Raw genomic sequence first — 15,122 nt, 5'->3', positions numbered from 1 at the left:
CGGTACGCTGGGCGGCGTGACGACGTTCCGGATCAGTGAGGCCGCCGCGCTGCTGGGGGTCAGTGCGGACACCGTCCGGCGCTGGGTGGACGGTGGCCGCCTCCCCGCCTCGCGCGACGAGCACGGGCACCGGCTGGTTCCGGGCGCCGAGCTCGCCGCCTTCGTGCGCGAGCAGGCGCGCGGCGCCGCGCCGTCCGACCAGGGCGAGCGGTTCTCCTCGGCGCGCAACCGGCTGCGGGGCATCGTGACCGAGGTCGTGCGCGACGGGGTGATGGCGCAGGTCGAGATCCAGGCCGGGCCGTTCCGGGTGGTGTCGCTCATGAGCCGCGAGGCGGCCGACGACCTCGCGCTGGAGGTGGGCGTGGTCGCCGAGGCGGTCGTGAAGTCCACCAACGTCGTCGTCGAGGTGGCCGAGCCGTCCTGACCTCGGGGAGCAGCACATGTTCAAGCGCGCACTGGCGGTGGTGTCCCTGCTGGTCGCCGCCGTGTCCGGATGCGGGGACGTCGATGACGGCGGCTCGCCGGGCGCGCGCGGCGGCGAGGCGCTGACGGTGTTCGCGGCGGCGTCGCTCACGGAGGTGTTCACCGGGCTCGGCGAGGAGTTCGAGGCTGCGCATCCCGGCGTGCGGGTCAGGTTCAACTTCGCCGGGAGTTCGACCCTCGCGCAGCAGATCACGCAGGGCGCGCCGGTGGACGTCTTCGCGGCGGCCAGTCCCGCCACTATGGCGACGGTCGCCGGCGCGGGCGACGCGGCCGGGCAGCCGCGGGTGTTCACCCGGAACCGCCTGGTCATCGCCGTCCCGAAGGACGACCTGGGTGCGGTGGAGTCGGTCGGCGACCTGTCCAAGTCGGGCCTCAAGGTCATTCTGTGCGCCGTTCAGGTGCCCTGCGGTGCCGCGGCGGAGAAGGCTCTCGGCGCCGCCGGGGTGAAGGTCGAGCCGGTGTCGCGGGAGCAGGACGTCAAGGCCGTCCTCACCAAGGTCGGTATCGGGGAGGCCGACGCCGGGCTCGTCTACCGGACCGACGCCAAGGCGGCCGGCGGAAGGGTCAGGGGGATCGAGTTCCCCGAGTCCGCGCGGGCCCTCAACGACTACTCGATCGTCGAGGTGGCCGAGGCTCCGCACAGCGCACTCGCGAAGGAGTTCATCGAGTTGGTGCTGGGAGCGCAGGGCAGGGCGGCGCTGACCCGGGCGGGCTTCGAGGCGCCATGAAGGCGCCGAAGGCGCTCCGGGGGGTGCGGGGGGTCGTCCCCCCTCGAAGGGGCAGGCAGGCGCTCCGGGACTCGGACCGGTTGCCGGGGCGGCCGCCGCTGGTGCTGCTGGTGCCGGCGCTGGCGGGGCTCGCGTTCCTGGTGCTGCCGCTGCTCGGGCTGCTCGTCCGGGCCCCGTGGTCCACGCTCGGGACCCGCCTCATGCAGCCGCAGGTGCTGGACGCGCTGCGGCTCTCGATGGTCACCGCCACCCTCGCCACCGGCCTGTGCCTGCTGTTCGGCGTCCCGCTGGCCTGGACGCTGGCGCGGGTCCGGTTCCCGGGCGCCGGCCTGGTCCGGGCGCTGGTGACGGTGCCGCTGGTGCTGCCGCCGGTGGTCGGCGGCGTCGCGCTGCTGCTCGTGCTCGGGCGCCGCGGGCTGGTCGGCGGATGGCTGGATTCCACATTCGGGATCACGTTCCCGTTCACCACCGCCGGGGTGGTGCTGGCCGAGACATTCGTGGCGATGCCGTTCCTTGTGATCAGCGTGGAGGGCGCGCTGCGCGCCGCGGACCTGCGCTACGAGGAGGCCGCGGCCACCCTGGGCGCGGGACGCTGGACGATCTTCCGGCGGGTGACGCTGCCGCTCGTCGCGCCCGGCGTCGTGGCCGGTGCCGTGCTGTGCTGGGCGCGGGCCCTGGGCGAGTTCGGCGCGACGATCACCTTCGCGGGCAACTTCCCGGGCCGGACGCAGACGATGCCGCTGGCCGTCTACCTGGCGCTGGAGACCGACCCGGAGGCCGCGATCGTGCTGAGCCTCGTCCTGCTGGCGGTGTCGGTCGTGGTCCTCGCCGCTCTGCGGGGCCGGTGGATGGAGACGTTCAGATGAGCGGTGAACGGGGGGTGTGGGGTCGTCCCTCCACAGGGAGCACGACGAGCGGCGACGGAGGGTTGGACGCGCGGCTCGTGGTGCGGCGGGCCGCGTTCGATCTGGACCTCGCGCTCACCGCCGAGCCGGGGGAGGTCGTCGCGCTGCTCGGGCCGAACGGGGCGGGCAAGAGCACCGCGCTGCGCGCGCTGGCGGGCCTCGTCCCGACGGCCGGTGGCCACATCCGGCTGGACGGCGGCGACCTGGGCGCGCTGCCGCCCGACCGCCGCGGCATCGGCATGGTGTTCCAGGACTACCTGCTGTTCCCCCACCTCAGCGTGCTGGAGAACGTCGCGTTCGGGCCGCGCTGCCGGGGCGCCGGGCGCCGCGAGGCCCGCCGCCGCGCCGCGCGGTGGCTGGAGCGCGTCGGCCTCGCGGAGTTCGCGTCCGCCCGGCCGCGGGCGCTGTCCGGCGGGCAGGCGCAGCGGGTCGCGCTGGCGCGGGCGCTGGCGGTCGAGCCGGGCCTGCTCCTGCTGGACGAGCCGCTCGCCGCCCTCGACGCGCACACCCGGCTGGAGATCCGCGCCGCGCTGCGCCGGCACCTCGCCGGTTTCGCGGGCGCGGCCGTCCTGGTGACGCACGACCCCCTGGACGCGATGGTGCTGGCCGACCGCCTCGTGGTCGTGGAGGGCGGGCGCCTCGTCCAGGAGGGGACTCCCGCCGAGGTGGCCCGCCGGCCCCGCACCGACTACGTCGCGCGCCTGGTCGGGCTGAACCTGTACCGGGGGCACGCGAAGGCGGGCTCGGTGGTGATCGACGGGGACGCCGCCGGGACGCTCGACACGGTCGACTCGCTCGACGGTGAGGTGTTCCTCGCCTTCTCGCCATCCTCGGTGGCGCTGTACCGGACCCGGCCCGACGGCAGCCCCCGCAACCTCTGGCGCGCCCGCGTCGCGGCGATCGAACGGCAGGGCGACCGGGTCCGGGTCCGGCTGTCCGGGCCGCCTTTCGACGCCGTCGCGGACATCACGCCGGCGGCCGTCGCGGAGCTCCAATTGTCCGAGGGCAGCCTGATATGGGCGGCCGTGAAGGCCACCGAGACGCACGTTTACCCAGCTTGACCGGTACCTGGACGTTACGTGGCTCCGCTCCGCCCGTCATCGCCGTACGTAGGTGATATCCGCCACAAAAGGGGCATGGAAGGGCCAATAGGGGACGGGATTGGTCCAGACCAAATGGCAAAAACGGCGGGTCTTGTTCATCATGCAAGGATCTGCGAACAGCTGAAGGAGTTGCCCGTGTCCAACCAGGTCTCCGGCCTCGACCAGGCCCCAACCGGCCACACCGAACTGATCGAGTGGGTACGCGGGATCGCCGAGCTGACCAAGCCGGACCGCGTCGAGTGGTGCGACGGCTCGGACGCGGAGTGGGAGCGCCTGACCGGCCTCCTCGTCGAGCAGGGCACCCTCACGCGGCTCGACCCCGCGAAACGGCCGAACAGCTTCTACGCCGCGTCCGACCCGACCGACGTCGCCCGCGTGGAGGACCGCACGTTCATCTGCTCGGAGAAGGAGGAGGACGCCGGCCCCACCAACAACTGGGTCGCGCCCGCCGAGATGAAGGAGACCCTGAACGGTCTCTTCGACGGCTGCATGAAGGGCCGCACCATGTACGTGGTGCCGTTCTGCATGGGCCCCCTCGGCGGCAACATCTCGCAGCTCGGCGTGGAGATCACCGACTCGGCCTACGTCGCCGTGTCCATGCGGATCATGACGCGGATGGGCGAGGGCGCGCTGCGGCTCATCGAGGAGCGCGGGTCGTTCGTCAAGGCCGTCCACTCCGTCGGCGCCCCCCTTGAGCCCGGCCAGGAGGACGCCAAGTGGCCGTGCAACTCCACGAAGTACATCACCCACTTCCCCGAGACCCGGGAGATCTGGTCCTTCGGGTCCGGGTACGGCGGCAACGCGCTGCTCGGCAAGAAGTGCTACGCGCTGCGGATCGCGTCCACGATGGCGCGGGACGAGGGCTGGATGGCCGAGCACATGCTCATCCTGAAGCTCACGCCGCCCACCGGTGAGACCCGCTACGTTGCGGCGGCGTTCCCGTCCGCGTGCGGCAAGACGAACCTCGCGATGCTGGAGCCGACCATCCCGGGCTGGAAGGTCGAGACGATCGGCGACGACATCGCCTGGATGCGGTTCGGCGACGACGGCCGCCTCTACGCGATCAACCCGGAGGCCGGCTTCTTCGGCGTCGCGCCCGGCACCGGCGCGAGCACCAACGCCAACGCCGTGAAGACGCTGTGGGGCAACAGCATCTTCACCAACGTCGCGCTCACCGACGACGGCGACGTGTGGTGGGAGGGCCTCACCGACGAGCCGCCCGCGCACCTGACCGACTGGCGCGGCAACGACTGGACGCCGGACTCCGACACCCCGGCCGCGCACCCGAACGCCCGCTTCACCACCCCGGCCGGGCAGTGCCCGATCATCGCCGACGAGTGGGAGGACCCGAAGGGCGTCCCGATCTCGGCGATCCTGTTCGGCGGCCGCCGCGCGTCCGCGGTCCCGCTGGTCACCGAGTCGTTCGACTGGCAGCAGGGCGTGTTCCTCGGCGCCAACGTCGCGTCGGAGAAGACCGCCGCCGCCGAGGGCGCGGTGGGCGAGCTGCGCCGCGACCCGTTCGCCATGCTGCCGTTCTGCGGCTACAACATGGGCGACTACTTCGGCCACTGGCTGAAGATCGGCAAGGCGACCGACCCGGAGAAGCTCCCGCGGATCTACTACGTCAACTGGTTCCGCAAGAACGCCGACGGCAAGTTCATCTGGCCGGGCTTCGGCGAGAACAGCCGCGTGCTGAAGTGGATCGTGGAGCGGCTGAACGGGCAGGCCGACGCGGTCAAGTCCCCGATCGGGCACCTGCCGACCAGGGAGGCGCTCGACACCGAGGGCCTGGCGATCGACGATGCCGACCTCGACACGCTGCTCACGGTGGACACCGAGGTGTGGAAGCAGGAGGCCGCCCTCGTCCCCGAGCACTTCGAGAAGTTCGGCGACCACATGCCGAAGGCGCTGTGGGACGAGTACCACGACCTGGTCCGCCGCCTGGAGCACTGACCCCGGGGGCCGGTAGGGCATGAACCGAGACCGGTCGCGGGCGCCTGCGGGCGTCCGCGGCCGGTCTTGACGTTTCCGCAGGTGTAGGGGCCGGACGTGGGGAGACATATCGGACAGGAGGTCCGTTATGTTCGATTTGATGGCCCGCCATTGGTGGGTGCTCGCCGTGCGCGGCGCCTTCGCGATCCTGTTCGGCGCCGTCGCCCTCATCTGGCCGGCCATCACCGTCTGGGCGCTGGTAGTGCTGTTCGGCGCCTTCGCGCTGGCGGACGGCCTCGTCGCCGTGATGCTGGCGGTGCGCGGCACGACGGGCGCGCCGCGCGGCCTGCTCGCGCTGTCGGGCGCCGCGGGCATCGCGCTCGGCATCGCGGCGATCGGCTGGCCGGGCATCACCGCGTTCGTCCTGCTGATGCTGATCGCCGCGTGGGCGGTCGCCACCGGGGTGCTGGAGATCGTCGCCGCGATCGCGCTGCGCAAGGAACTGCGGGGGGAGTGGGCGTACCTGCTCTCCGGCGCCATCTCGGTGCTGTTCGGGATCCTGCTGTTCGCGTGGCCCGTCTCCGGCGCGCTCGCCGTCGTCTGGCTGATCGGGCTGTTCGCGATCCTGACCGGCGCGGCGATGGTCGGCGCCGCCTTCCGGCTGCGGCGGCTCGGCCACGAGGCCGCGGGCCGGCACGGGATGGGCGCCGCGCCCCAGCACTAGCGGCGCCCCCGGCCACCGCCGCCGGGCGGAACCTCGACCGCGGTTGAGGTCGCATAGGATGCGCCCATGACGCGGCTTGAGCACCGGGTGTACGAACTGACCGTCGGGCAGCTCGCCGAGCGGAGCGGCGTGGCCGTCTCGGCGCTGCACTTCTACGAGTCCAAGGGCCTGATCAGCAGCCGCCGGACGGCCGGCAACCAGCGGCGCTTCAGCCGCGACACGCTCCGCCGGGTCTCGTTCATCAAGGTCTCCCAGCGGGTCGGGATACCGCTCAGCCAGATCCGCGACGCCCTCGCCACGCTCCCCGAGGAGCGCACCCCCACGGTGGCGGACTGGGCGCGGCTGTCGGAGGCGTGGCGCAGCGACCTCGACGCCCGCATCCGGCAGCTCGAACGGCTCCGCGACGACCTCACCGACTGCATCGGGTGCGGCTGCCTGTCGATGAGCAAGTGCGCCCTCGCCAACCCCTACGACAGGCTCGGCGACGAGGGCCCGGGACCGCGCAGGCTCCTCGCCGAGCGCGGCGCAGGGGACGCCGAATCCCGTCCGGGAGGCGGAGCGGACGCGGACTGCGGCGACCCCTGCGCCCCCCGGAACTAGGCCGTTCGACGCGGCCTCAGCCACGCACGCGAGCGCGTGACCTGACCGGTGAGGCGAAGCCGGAGGCGAGCCTCACCGGTCAGATCGCGAAGCGATTCGCGCTCGCACAGGCCAGGTCACGGAGCGAGCCGCCACGCGAGCGCAGTGGGCCTGAACTGCAAGAAAATCAGCGGCCGTGCGGGTCGATGCGGCGCGGGGCCGGCTCCCGTCCCGTCGGCTGGGTCGGCGCCGGACGCGCGGGGATCTGCTCGATCGGCAGCTCCATCGGCTCGTCGCCCAGCGTGAACTGCTCCCCGTGGTGCCAGAGCTTGATGCCGGGACCGTCCATCAGCTCGTAGGCGGCCGAGTCCGAGGTGACGGTGACCTTGATCCGGCTGCCCCGGTACCGCATCCGGAACGCCAGCCGGCTGATGCCGCCCGGCAGCCGCGGCGCGAAGCGCAGCTGACCGCCGCCCGCCCGCATCCCGCCGAACCCGGCGACGAGCCCGCTCCACGCGCCCGCCATCGAGGCGATGTGCAGCCCGTCGCGGGTGTTGCGGTTCAGGTCGTGCAGGTCGACCAGCGCGGTCTCGCCGAGGTAGTCGTGCGCCAGCTCCAGCTGGCCGACCTCCGCCGCCACGACGGCCTGGGTCTGCGCCGACAGTGAGGAGTCACGGACGGTGAGCCCCTCGTAGTAGGCGAAGTTCCGGACCTTCTCCTCCTCCGTGAACGCCTCCCCGCACAGGTGCAGCGCGAGCACCAGGTCCGCCTGCTTGACGACCTGCTTGCGGTACAGGTCGAAGTAGGGGTAGTTCAGCAGGAGGGGATAGTGGTCGGGCTTGGTGGCCGCGAAGTCCCAGCGGGCGTGGTGGGTGAAGCTCTCGCTCTGCGGATGGACGCCCAGCCGCTCGTCGTAGGGGATCAGCATCGCCGCCGCGGCGTCCCGCCACGACGCCGCCTCCTCCGCGTCCACGCCGAGCCGGTCGGCCGCGTCCGGATGGCGCATCGCCATCTCCGCGGCCTCCTGGAGGTTACGGCGCGCCATGAGGTTGGTGTACACGTTGTTGTCCACGACCGCGCTGTACTCGTCGGGGCCCGTGACCCCGTCGATGCGGAACACGCCGCCCACGTCGTGATGGCCCAGGCTCCGCCACAGCCGCGCGGTCTGCACCAGGATATCGAGGCCGATCTCCCGCTCGAACTGCACGTCCTCCGTGGCGTCCAGGTAGCGCAGGACGGCGTCGGAGATGTCGGCGTTGACGTGGAACGCGGCCGTCCCGGCGGGCCAGTAGCCGGAGCACTCCTGGCCGCGGATGGTCCGCCAGGGGAACGTGGCGCCCTCCAGGCCGAGCTGCACGGCCCGCTCGCACGCCAGCGGCAGCGTCATGTGCCGCCAGGCGAGCGCGTCCGCCGCGGCTCCCGGCGAGGTGTAGGTCAGCACCGGCAGGACGAACGTCTCGGTGTCCCAGAACGCGTGGCCGTCGTAGCCGGGCCCCGTCAGGCCCTTGGCCGGGATCATGCGGCGTTCCGCGCGCGCGCCCGCCTGCAGGACGTGGAACATGCTGAACCGCACGGCCTGCTGGATCTCGGCGTCGCCGTCGACCTCGACGTCCGCGCCCTCCCAGAACTCGTCCAGGTAGTCGCGCTGCTCGGAGAGCAGGCCGCCGAAGCCGGTCCGCCGCGCGCCCGCGAGGGCCCCGACCACCTGGTCGTGCAGGGCGGGACGCGACCGCTGGCTCGACCACCCGTACGCGATGTACTTGACGATGCGGAGCTTCTGGCCGGGCTCCAGCCGCGTCGCGACCGTCAGCCGGCCGACGTCCTTGGAGCTCTCGGTGTCGATCGTCGTCGACTCGGGGCCCTGGATGTCGTGCGACATCCCCGCGGCCATCCGCAGCCCGCTCTGCCGCGTCCGGTGCAGCAGCAGGACCTTGGTCCCGTTGGCGACGTGCTCCTCGCCGACCAGCGGACTCTCCAGGATCGCGGAGGCGCGCGGGTCCTTGCCGCCGCCGGGCAGCGCCTCGTTGGCCACCAGCTCCGACTGCGCGACGATCCGGACCGCCTCGTCCACCGGCTCGACCTCGTAGCAGATCGCCGCGACGGCCCGCTGGGTCAGCGAGACCATGCGGACCGAGGTCACCTTGACCGTCTTGTCCGCGGGCGACGTCCACTCGACGTGGCGGGTGAGCGTGCCCGCCCGCATGTCCAGGTTCCGCTCGTGGTGGTGGACGCGGCCATACCGCACGTCGAACGGCTCGTCGTCCACCAGCAGCCGGATCACCTTGCCGTTGGTGACGTTGATGACCGTCTGGCCCTGCTCGGGATAGCCGTAGGCGGTCTCGGCGTGCGGCAGCGGACGCTGCTCGAAGAACGAGTTGAGGTACGTGCCCGGCATCCCGTGCGGCTCGCCCTCGTCGAGGTTGCCGCGCATGCCGACGTGGCCGTTGGACAGGGCGAACACCGACTCGGTCTGCGCCAGCCGGTCCAGCCGGAGCTCCGGCTCGCGGACGCACCACGGCTCCACCGTGAACAGGGGCCGGTCGATCGCGCCCTGGCCCTCCCGCTCGATCACTCAACCTCCAACATCTCGGACAGGTCAGACACCACGATGTCCGCGCCGTGCTCGGCCAGGGCCGCGCCGTGCGCGTCGTCCATGCGATTGACGCCCACAACGTAGGCGAATCCGCCGGCACGTCCAGCCTGGACGCCGGCGAGCGCGTCCTCGAACACCACCGCCTGCGCGGCGGGGACGCCCAGCTCCCGGGCGGCCGCGAGGAACGTGTCGGGGGCGGGCTTGCCGGGCAGGCCCCGCTCCGCGGCGATCACGCCGTCGACCCGGGCGTCGAACAGGTCGGTGATGCCGACCGTCGCCAGCACCTGGACGGTGTTGGCGCTGGACGACACGACCGCCGTCTTCAGCCCCCGCTTCCGCGCCGCGCGGACGTAGTCGACGGACCCCTCGAAGACCTCGACGCCCTTCTCCTCGATGAACTTGAGGACCAGCGCGTTCTTGCGGTTGCCGAGGCCGCGGACGGTCTCGGCCTCCGGCGGGTCGTCGGGGGAGCCCTCCGGCAGCTCGATGCCGCGCGACTCCAGGAACGAGCGCGTCCCGTCCTCGCGCTTCTTGCCGTCGACGTAGCGGCCGTAGTCCTTCACGGGGTCGAACTCGGTGAACGCCTCACCGGTCCGGTCCGCCCGCTCCCCGAGGTAGCCGTCGAACATCTCCTTCCAGGCGGCGGCATGGACGGCCGCCGTCCGGGTCAGCACCCCGTCGAGATCGAAGAGACACGCCGCTGCCTCGTCGGGCAGTCCCAGCATCCGTAACCCCCTGGAGAATGTCACCATTGAAGAGATCCCTGGTACGCGCGCCGCATACTCGGGCCGGACCCTGGGATGGGGGCCGCGACCGCTCGAACGCGGGGATCACGATCCCCGTACAACCCCTTGGTCAGGGTCGCACACGAGGAGGAATGATCCAATGCAAAAGGCGCGTATCGGCGTCACAGGGCTGGCGGTCATGGGCCGCAACCTGGCCCGCAACCTCGCCCGGCACGGTCATCCCGTCGCCGTGCACAACCGTACCGCCACCCGGACCAAGGCGCTCGTAGATCAGTTCGGTGCGGAGGGAACGTTCCTTCCGGCGGAGACGCCCGAGCAGTTCGTCTCCTCCCTGGAGCGCCCCCGGCGCTTGGTGATCATGGTGAAGGCGGGCGGCCCGACCGACGCCGTGATCAACGAGTTCACCCCGCTGCTGGAGCCCGGCGACATGATCGTCGACGGCGGCAACGCGAACTTCGCCGACACCCGCCGCCGCGAATCCGCCCTCCGCGAACGCGGCCTCCACTTCGTCGGAACCGGCATCTCGGGCGGCGAGGAAGGCGCCTTGCACGGCCCCAGCATCATGCCTGGCGGCTCTGCCGAGTCCTACGAGGCCCTAGGCCCTCTGCTGGAGGACATCTCCGCCAAGGTGGACGGCACGCCCTGCTGCACCCACGTCGGCCCCGACGGCGCCGGCCACTTCGTGAAGATGGTGCACAACGGCATCGAGTACGCCGACATGCAGCTGATCGCCGAGTCCTACGACCTGCTCCGGCACGCCGCCGGCCTCGCCCCGGCCGAGATCGCCGAGGTCTTCCGCACCTGGAACACCGGCCGGCTGGAGTCCTACCTCATCGAGATCACCGCCGAGGTCCTGGCGCACACCGACGCGTCCACCGGCAAGCCGTTCGTGGACGTCGTCCTCGACCAGGCCGAGCAGAAGGGCACCGGCCGCTGGACGGTGCAGACCGCCCTCGACCTCGGCGTCCCCGTCGGCGGCATCGCCGAGGCCGTCTTCGCCCGCTCGGTGTCGGGCCACGCGGCGCTCCGCGAGGCGTCCCGGAACCTGCCCGGCCCGTCCCGCACCGGCGACGCGGGCTCCGGCTTCGCCGACGCCGTCGAGCGGGCCCTGTACGCGTCCAAGATCGTCGCGTACGCGCAGGGCTTCCACCAGATCCAGGCGGGCAGCGCCGAGTACGGCTGGAACATCGACCTGGGCGCGATGGCCACCATCTGGCGCGGCGGCTGCATCATCCGCGCCCGCTTCCTGGACCGCATCCGCGCCGCCTACGAGACCGACCCGGAAACCCCGACCCTCCTCACCGACGACCACTTCACCGAAGCCCTCGGCGAAGCCCAGGACGCCTGGCGCGAGGTAGTCTCCACCGCCGCACGCCTCGGCATCCCGGCCCCGGGCTTCTCCACGGCCCTGTCCTACTACGACTCCCTACGCGCCGCCCGCCTACCGGCCGCCCTGACCCAGGGCCAACGCGACTACTTCGGCGCCCACACCTACCGCCGCGTAGACCGCGAAGGCACCTACCACACCCTCTGGGCCGCCGACCGCACCGAGGAACCCGGCTGACCCACCGCTCCATTCGCGACGCCCCGCGAACAAAGCCGCCCCGCCCTGGACACCCCAACGGCTTTGGACGAGATGAGTTCGTCTCAAGACCGCAGGTGTTGAGGTCAGGGTGCCTCGGCACGGATCCTGTCGAGCAGGCTCCGCCATTCTTCCCTGGTGAATTCCAGAGTCGGGCCGTTGCCATGAAGCTTGGTGTCGCGGACGCCGATCGTTCCGTTGGTAGCCCGACCAGCCTCGATGCATCCGCCGTTCGGCTCGCTGTGGCGGGACTTGCGCCAGTCGTGGAAGCTCTTGGTCATGCCCCCGATCCTGTCTGCTCGGTAAGCCTGCTGGCTACCCGATCGAGGAAGGTGATGCTGTCTTCGCGGGACAGGGCGGCCTCACACAGGCGGCCATAAAGGCTTGTATAACGTGCTACCTCACCTCGATGGGTCAGGACGTGATCGGCGGTGACAGTATCGACCACGGCCATCGGCGGGTCGCCGGGGTCAACGAACGTGTACAGGTAGAAGTCTGACTTGGGGAGGAAGCCTCCGGGGACCTGAGCGTCGTGCCTGAGCACGCGTATGGTTATGCGCTCTTCCTCCGAGACCCTTCTGATCATGTGCTTGAGCTGGGCAGCCATTGCTCGTGGTGGCACGGCAAGCCGGTGGATCACGCATTCGTCCAGGACGGTTTCGTAGGTCGGGCCGTCCGGCCGGAGTAGCTCGCGTTGCCGCCGCATGCGGGCTTCGGCCATACGCTCCGGGACGTAGTCGAGCTTCCCCTGACACTGATCCAGATCGACGAGCGCCGAGATGAACTCGGGGGCCTGCAAGACCGCAGGCATCGCGGTCTGGTTGTAGTCGCGCACCGTGGCGGCGCTGTACTCAAGGTCGGCGTAGAGCTTCTGGCGGGGACCCATGGACACGCCGTACTTGTCCCACCAGCCCTTGTGTGCAGCTTCGCGGACGAGCTTGAGGAGCTTGTCGTACTGGCTTCCGGTGACTTCGAGGACCTCAAGCATGTTCATGATCTCGCCCACGTCCGGACGGCCCTGGGCGTTCTCCAGCCGGGAGATCTTGGTACGGGAGTAGTACATGAGCTGAGCCAGGCCATCGGTGGTGAGGCCACGGCTCTCGCGAAGCTTGCGGATCTCGGCCGCCAGTCGCCGGCGGCGGACGTAGGGGCTGGGCATGGCCGTCCTCCCGAAGTCGCGGGGGTAATGATCTGTTCGGATCGATGACCCTCTGTGTTCGACCGCTCGCGAGCAATCCTAAGGTCACGCTCGGTCAAACATCCGACGTGACAGCCGCCCCAGCCAATATCCGCACGTCCATACTTCGCACGCGAAAGACTCACCCGCCGGCCCGCCGCCCCAGGTTCAGCCAAATGGCCCAAATGCCGCATACGCCTGACTTGCGAGCGCGCGCCTGCGGTTGGGGCATCAGAAGTCAGCACGACCCTTCTGGAGGTGCGCGCTAAGGGGTGGTAGCAAGCCTCCCTCAGCGTTTCCGCGCCGCGCGTTGTCCCCCACACCAAGCGGGCTATAAGTCCCGGTCGGCACCGCCACCGCTGTTACATGGACGGTCAGTTGGACTTGGACTAGCCCGAACCTGCCCATCCACCTTCAGGACCTTGGAGCGGGTGGGGCGCGTCAAGGACGGCTAGCTTGAGCCCATCCCGGTCAACTTCTGCGGGCGTGGCCCGATGATGGGCGAACTAAGTGTCTTCCTCGGCCGGGGGACAAGTTGATTCCCGTTGCACATCGAGCCACTGCTCTGTGTAGGCCGTGGTCTCTTCGATGAACTGCTCTAGTCCTGCACGGTCGAAGTCTGCCTCGGCGATGAGGTGCAGCAAGATGAATATCTGGGCGGGCAGGACGGTCTCTGCATCGTCTGGGCCGCCATCCCTGGGCGGAGGGGCGCCCACGGCGCGGCGTATCAGGTCTTCGGCGGCGAGAGCGTTGATCACGAGCGCGTCCTCGCCAGCCATGATTCGCAAGTCGGCGACGAAGCGGACAATATCGCCGACGGTGTAGGTGGGCGAGAACCTGCGGCGTACCGCGAGGGTGAACGCCCCGTAGAGCAGCGACATGTACCCGGCCGCTGTCTCGTCGTCCTTCTGCATCTTGTCCTGCAAGGGCACCCATGCATCCGGCCCCTCTAACAGGAACGACCGCAAAGCGACGATGTTCTCCTCGCGAACCCCAACGGTAGAGTAGTCCATCTACCCGAGCAACTGATTAGCCAAGGAACGGGCGTCGGCCAAGAAGGCGTTGAGTTCGGTGTCGGTGAACTGCTCCTGACCCACCAGAGTCGCCAGAAGAACGATTTGGTGACCGAACTTCTTGTCCTTATCTGCGTCGACTATCGTACCCTTTTCCAGTAGGTGCAGTATCAGACTCTCGGCGATGCGAGGATCGATTATGTCTGACATTTCATCGTCTATTTCGCGCACTTGTGCAACGAAGTCGACGACTTCGGATTCGTTCGACTTGATTCCGTCCTTAATAAATCGGCGCTCTACTGCTTCAATGAAGGCGGCGGCAACCAGTGCCGCGTATTCTGTATTGGCCTCATCGCGGGCAAGTTGTTTCGCCAGTCGCAGATGTTCGTCGCGCTGCCCCGCCAGCTGAGCGCGCAACGTCGATACCTGGTGATCAGTTATCGGCATGTTGTGTTCCCCTTAGTCGTCGTAGAAATCTGATTCCGTGTCGGGTTGCTTCGGTTCCGATTATGGCTATGCCGACCACTCCGAGTGCGGCGTTCCCCGTTTTTAGTGGTTGATCGGCTGGGCCTATTTGGTCGCCCTTGGTACGGGCGCCACTTGTCTGGCCCTTTGGTTCTATTCGTTCCAGACCTTTTTGGGCAGGCTTGGCGTACTCATCCAAAGCCTTGCTTGCATCGTCGGGCTTATCAAAGATTGAGCGGTAAAGGTCAAGTCGGCGAGATTGATTCTCAGGATTGCGTCTGTAGTCTCGGGATGCAGGGTCGTCCTGGGGGTTGCGAGGCTCGCCGCGGCCTGCGGTGTCGTTTCCCTGATCGCGGCTCGGTGGGGCAGGTCGACCGTCACTGTCGAAGGCTATTCCGGTTCGGCCTTGGAAGGGGCTGGGCTCCTCTGCTTCGGTTATATTCGCTTCTCGCGGAGCCCGTTCCGTATCGGAGTCATTCTCCGGCTGATAGCGGCGTTCGAGAATTACCTTGCCTCGACTGTCGGAGCGGACATCGAGAAGTATGGGATTGGTCTTTCCTTCCTGATCTGTCTCGTTGGTCTCGTGCGGGGACGGCTCGGAGCCAGCATCACCGGCCTTTTTATCATGGTCGCCGTCTTGGTTGCCGGGAGTCTCTTGTGATTCCGGTGCCTGAACTGTTTCTCCGGGTGGCGGCGGGCTGTTGTCGCTGCTGGGCTCGCCGGGGTCGTCGGCGTGGGAGCCGGTGTCGGGGACGGGTTCGGTGGCTTCGGTGTTCTGGCCTGTCGGGTTGTCTCCGGGTTCGGTATTGGTATCGGCGGGGTCCGGCTGGTCGGCGCCGCCGGCGAGAGGGGTGGGTTGCTCGGCTGATTCCGGCCGGGGTAGATCGGCGCCGTTCGCGGACCCGCCCAGGATCTGTGAGCCTTGCTCAGCGATTCGGGGCGGGTCGGTGGTCCCTTCCTGTGAATCCAACTCGCCCGTTGTAGTGCCTGGACGGGGTTCCTGTGGGCCGGCGGGCTGGTCGGTGGTTGCCGCTGCTGGCTGGCGGGCGTCGTCGGTGGGCCTGTCGGCGTCGCGGGGGTTGTCCTCGGGGG

General features: G+C 69.7%; 14 protein-coding genes and 1 pseudogene. 8 read left to right on the top strand and 7 right to left on the bottom strand.

Features of this window, described 5'->3' with window-relative positions:
* Positions 1 to 16: 16 nt before the first annotated feature.
* The 7 genes from E1266_RS18965 to soxR all read left to right on the top strand — a co-directional run bounded on the left by E1266_RS18965 (position 17) and on the right by soxR (position 6,475).
* Entirely contained in the window at positions 17 to 424 is a 408-nt protein-coding gene (locus E1266_RS18965) for a helix-turn-helix domain-containing protein (RefSeq protein ID WP_132048754.1), read from the top strand.
* 16 nt (positions 425 to 440) lie between these two features.
* Positions 441 to 1,211, top strand: a complete 771-nt coding sequence (gene modA / locus E1266_RS18960) for a molybdate ABC transporter substrate-binding protein (RefSeq protein WP_132048752.1) — start codon at positions 441 to 443, stop codon at positions 1,209 to 1,211.
* Positions 1,208 to 2,077 (top strand): ABC transporter permease, encoded by an 870-nt coding sequence (locus E1266_RS18955; protein ID WP_132048750.1) that lies wholly within the window; start codon positions 1,208 to 1,210, stop codon positions 2,075 to 2,077. Before modA ends, E1266_RS18955 begins: the two co-directional genes overlap by 4 nt.
* Positions 2,074 to 3,177 (top strand): ABC transporter ATP-binding protein, encoded by a 1,104-nt coding sequence (locus E1266_RS18950; protein WP_132048748.1) that lies wholly within the window; start codon positions 2,074 to 2,076, stop codon positions 3,175 to 3,177. Before E1266_RS18955 ends, E1266_RS18950 begins: the two co-directional genes overlap by 4 nt.
* 177 nt (positions 3,178 to 3,354) lie before the next feature.
* Positions 3,355 to 5,172, top strand: a complete 1,818-nt coding sequence (locus E1266_RS18945; protein ID WP_243718580.1) for a phosphoenolpyruvate carboxykinase (GTP) — start codon at positions 3,355 to 3,357, stop codon at positions 5,170 to 5,172.
* Between the two features lie 127 nt (positions 5,173 to 5,299).
* Positions 5,300 to 5,875 (top strand): HdeD family acid-resistance protein, encoded by a 576-nt coding sequence (locus E1266_RS18940; protein ID WP_132048743.1) that lies wholly within the window; start codon positions 5,300 to 5,302, stop codon positions 5,873 to 5,875.
* Between the two features lie 66 nt (positions 5,876 to 5,941).
* A complete protein-coding gene (gene soxR / locus E1266_RS18935; protein WP_132048741.1) occupies positions 5,942 to 6,475 on the top strand; it encodes a redox-sensitive transcriptional activator SoxR in 534 nt (177 codons plus the stop codon).
* 166 nt (positions 6,476 to 6,641) lie between these two features.
* Here the strand turns inward: soxR and E1266_RS18930 are convergent, their stop codons facing one another.
* The gene (locus E1266_RS18930) at positions 6,642 to 9,026 is read right to left on the bottom strand and encodes a glycosyl hydrolase family 65 protein (RefSeq protein ID WP_132048739.1); all 2,385 of its coding nucleotides are present in this window, start codon (positions 9,024 to 9,026) and stop codon (positions 6,642 to 6,644) included.
* Complete coding sequence (locus tag E1266_RS18925) at positions 9,023 to 9,772, bottom strand: beta-phosphoglucomutase family hydrolase (RefSeq protein ID WP_132048737.1); 750 nt, start codon at positions 9,770 to 9,772, stop codon at positions 9,023 to 9,025. The genes E1266_RS18930 and E1266_RS18925 overlap by 4 nt, the downstream gene beginning before the upstream one ends.
* 160 nt (positions 9,773 to 9,932) lie before the next feature.
* On the opposite strand from E1266_RS18925, the gene gndA reads away from it, so the two are divergent.
* Positions 9,933 to 11,357, top strand: coding sequence for an NADP-dependent phosphogluconate dehydrogenase (gene gndA, locus E1266_RS18920; protein ID WP_132048735.1), 1,425 nt, complete (start codon positions 9,933 to 9,935; stop codon positions 11,355 to 11,357).
* 104 nt (positions 11,358 to 11,461) lie between these two features.
* Here the strand turns inward: gndA and E1266_RS18915 are convergent, their stop codons facing one another.
* The 5 genes and pseudogenes from E1266_RS18915 to E1266_RS18895 form a co-directional block, all read right to left on the bottom strand.
* Positions 11,462 to 11,656, bottom strand: a complete 195-nt coding sequence (locus E1266_RS18915) for a DUF397 domain-containing protein (RefSeq protein WP_132048733.1) — start codon at positions 11,654 to 11,656, stop codon at positions 11,462 to 11,464.
* A complete protein-coding gene (locus tag E1266_RS18910) occupies positions 11,653 to 12,534 on the bottom strand; it encodes a helix-turn-helix transcriptional regulator (RefSeq protein ID WP_132048731.1) in 882 nt (293 codons plus the stop codon). Before E1266_RS18910 ends, E1266_RS18915 begins: the two co-directional genes overlap by 4 nt.
* A gap of 524 nt (positions 12,535 to 13,058) precedes the next feature.
* Positions 13,059 to 13,565 carry a hypothetical protein gene (locus E1266_RS18905; RefSeq protein WP_132048729.1) on the bottom strand — a complete coding sequence of 169 codons (507 nt, stop codon included), beginning with the start codon at positions 13,563 to 13,565 and terminating at the stop codon, positions 13,059 to 13,061.
* Positions 13,566 to 13,982 carry a hypothetical protein gene (locus E1266_RS18900; protein WP_165966130.1) on the bottom strand — a complete coding sequence of 139 codons (417 nt, stop codon included), beginning with the start codon at positions 13,980 to 13,982 and terminating at the stop codon, positions 13,566 to 13,568.
* A 16-nt stretch (positions 13,983 to 13,998) separates the two neighbouring features.
* Positions 13,999 to 15,122: pseudogene (locus E1266_RS18895) on the bottom strand (hypothetical protein); the annotation flags it as partial.

Origin of the sequence: Actinomadura sp. 7K534 (genome assembly GCF_004348575.1) — a bacterium.
Classification (GTDB): domain Bacteria; phylum Actinomycetota; class Actinomycetes; order Streptosporangiales; family Streptosporangiaceae; genus Spirillospora; species Spirillospora livida.
This window is presented reverse-complemented; position numbering and strand designations above follow the sequence as displayed.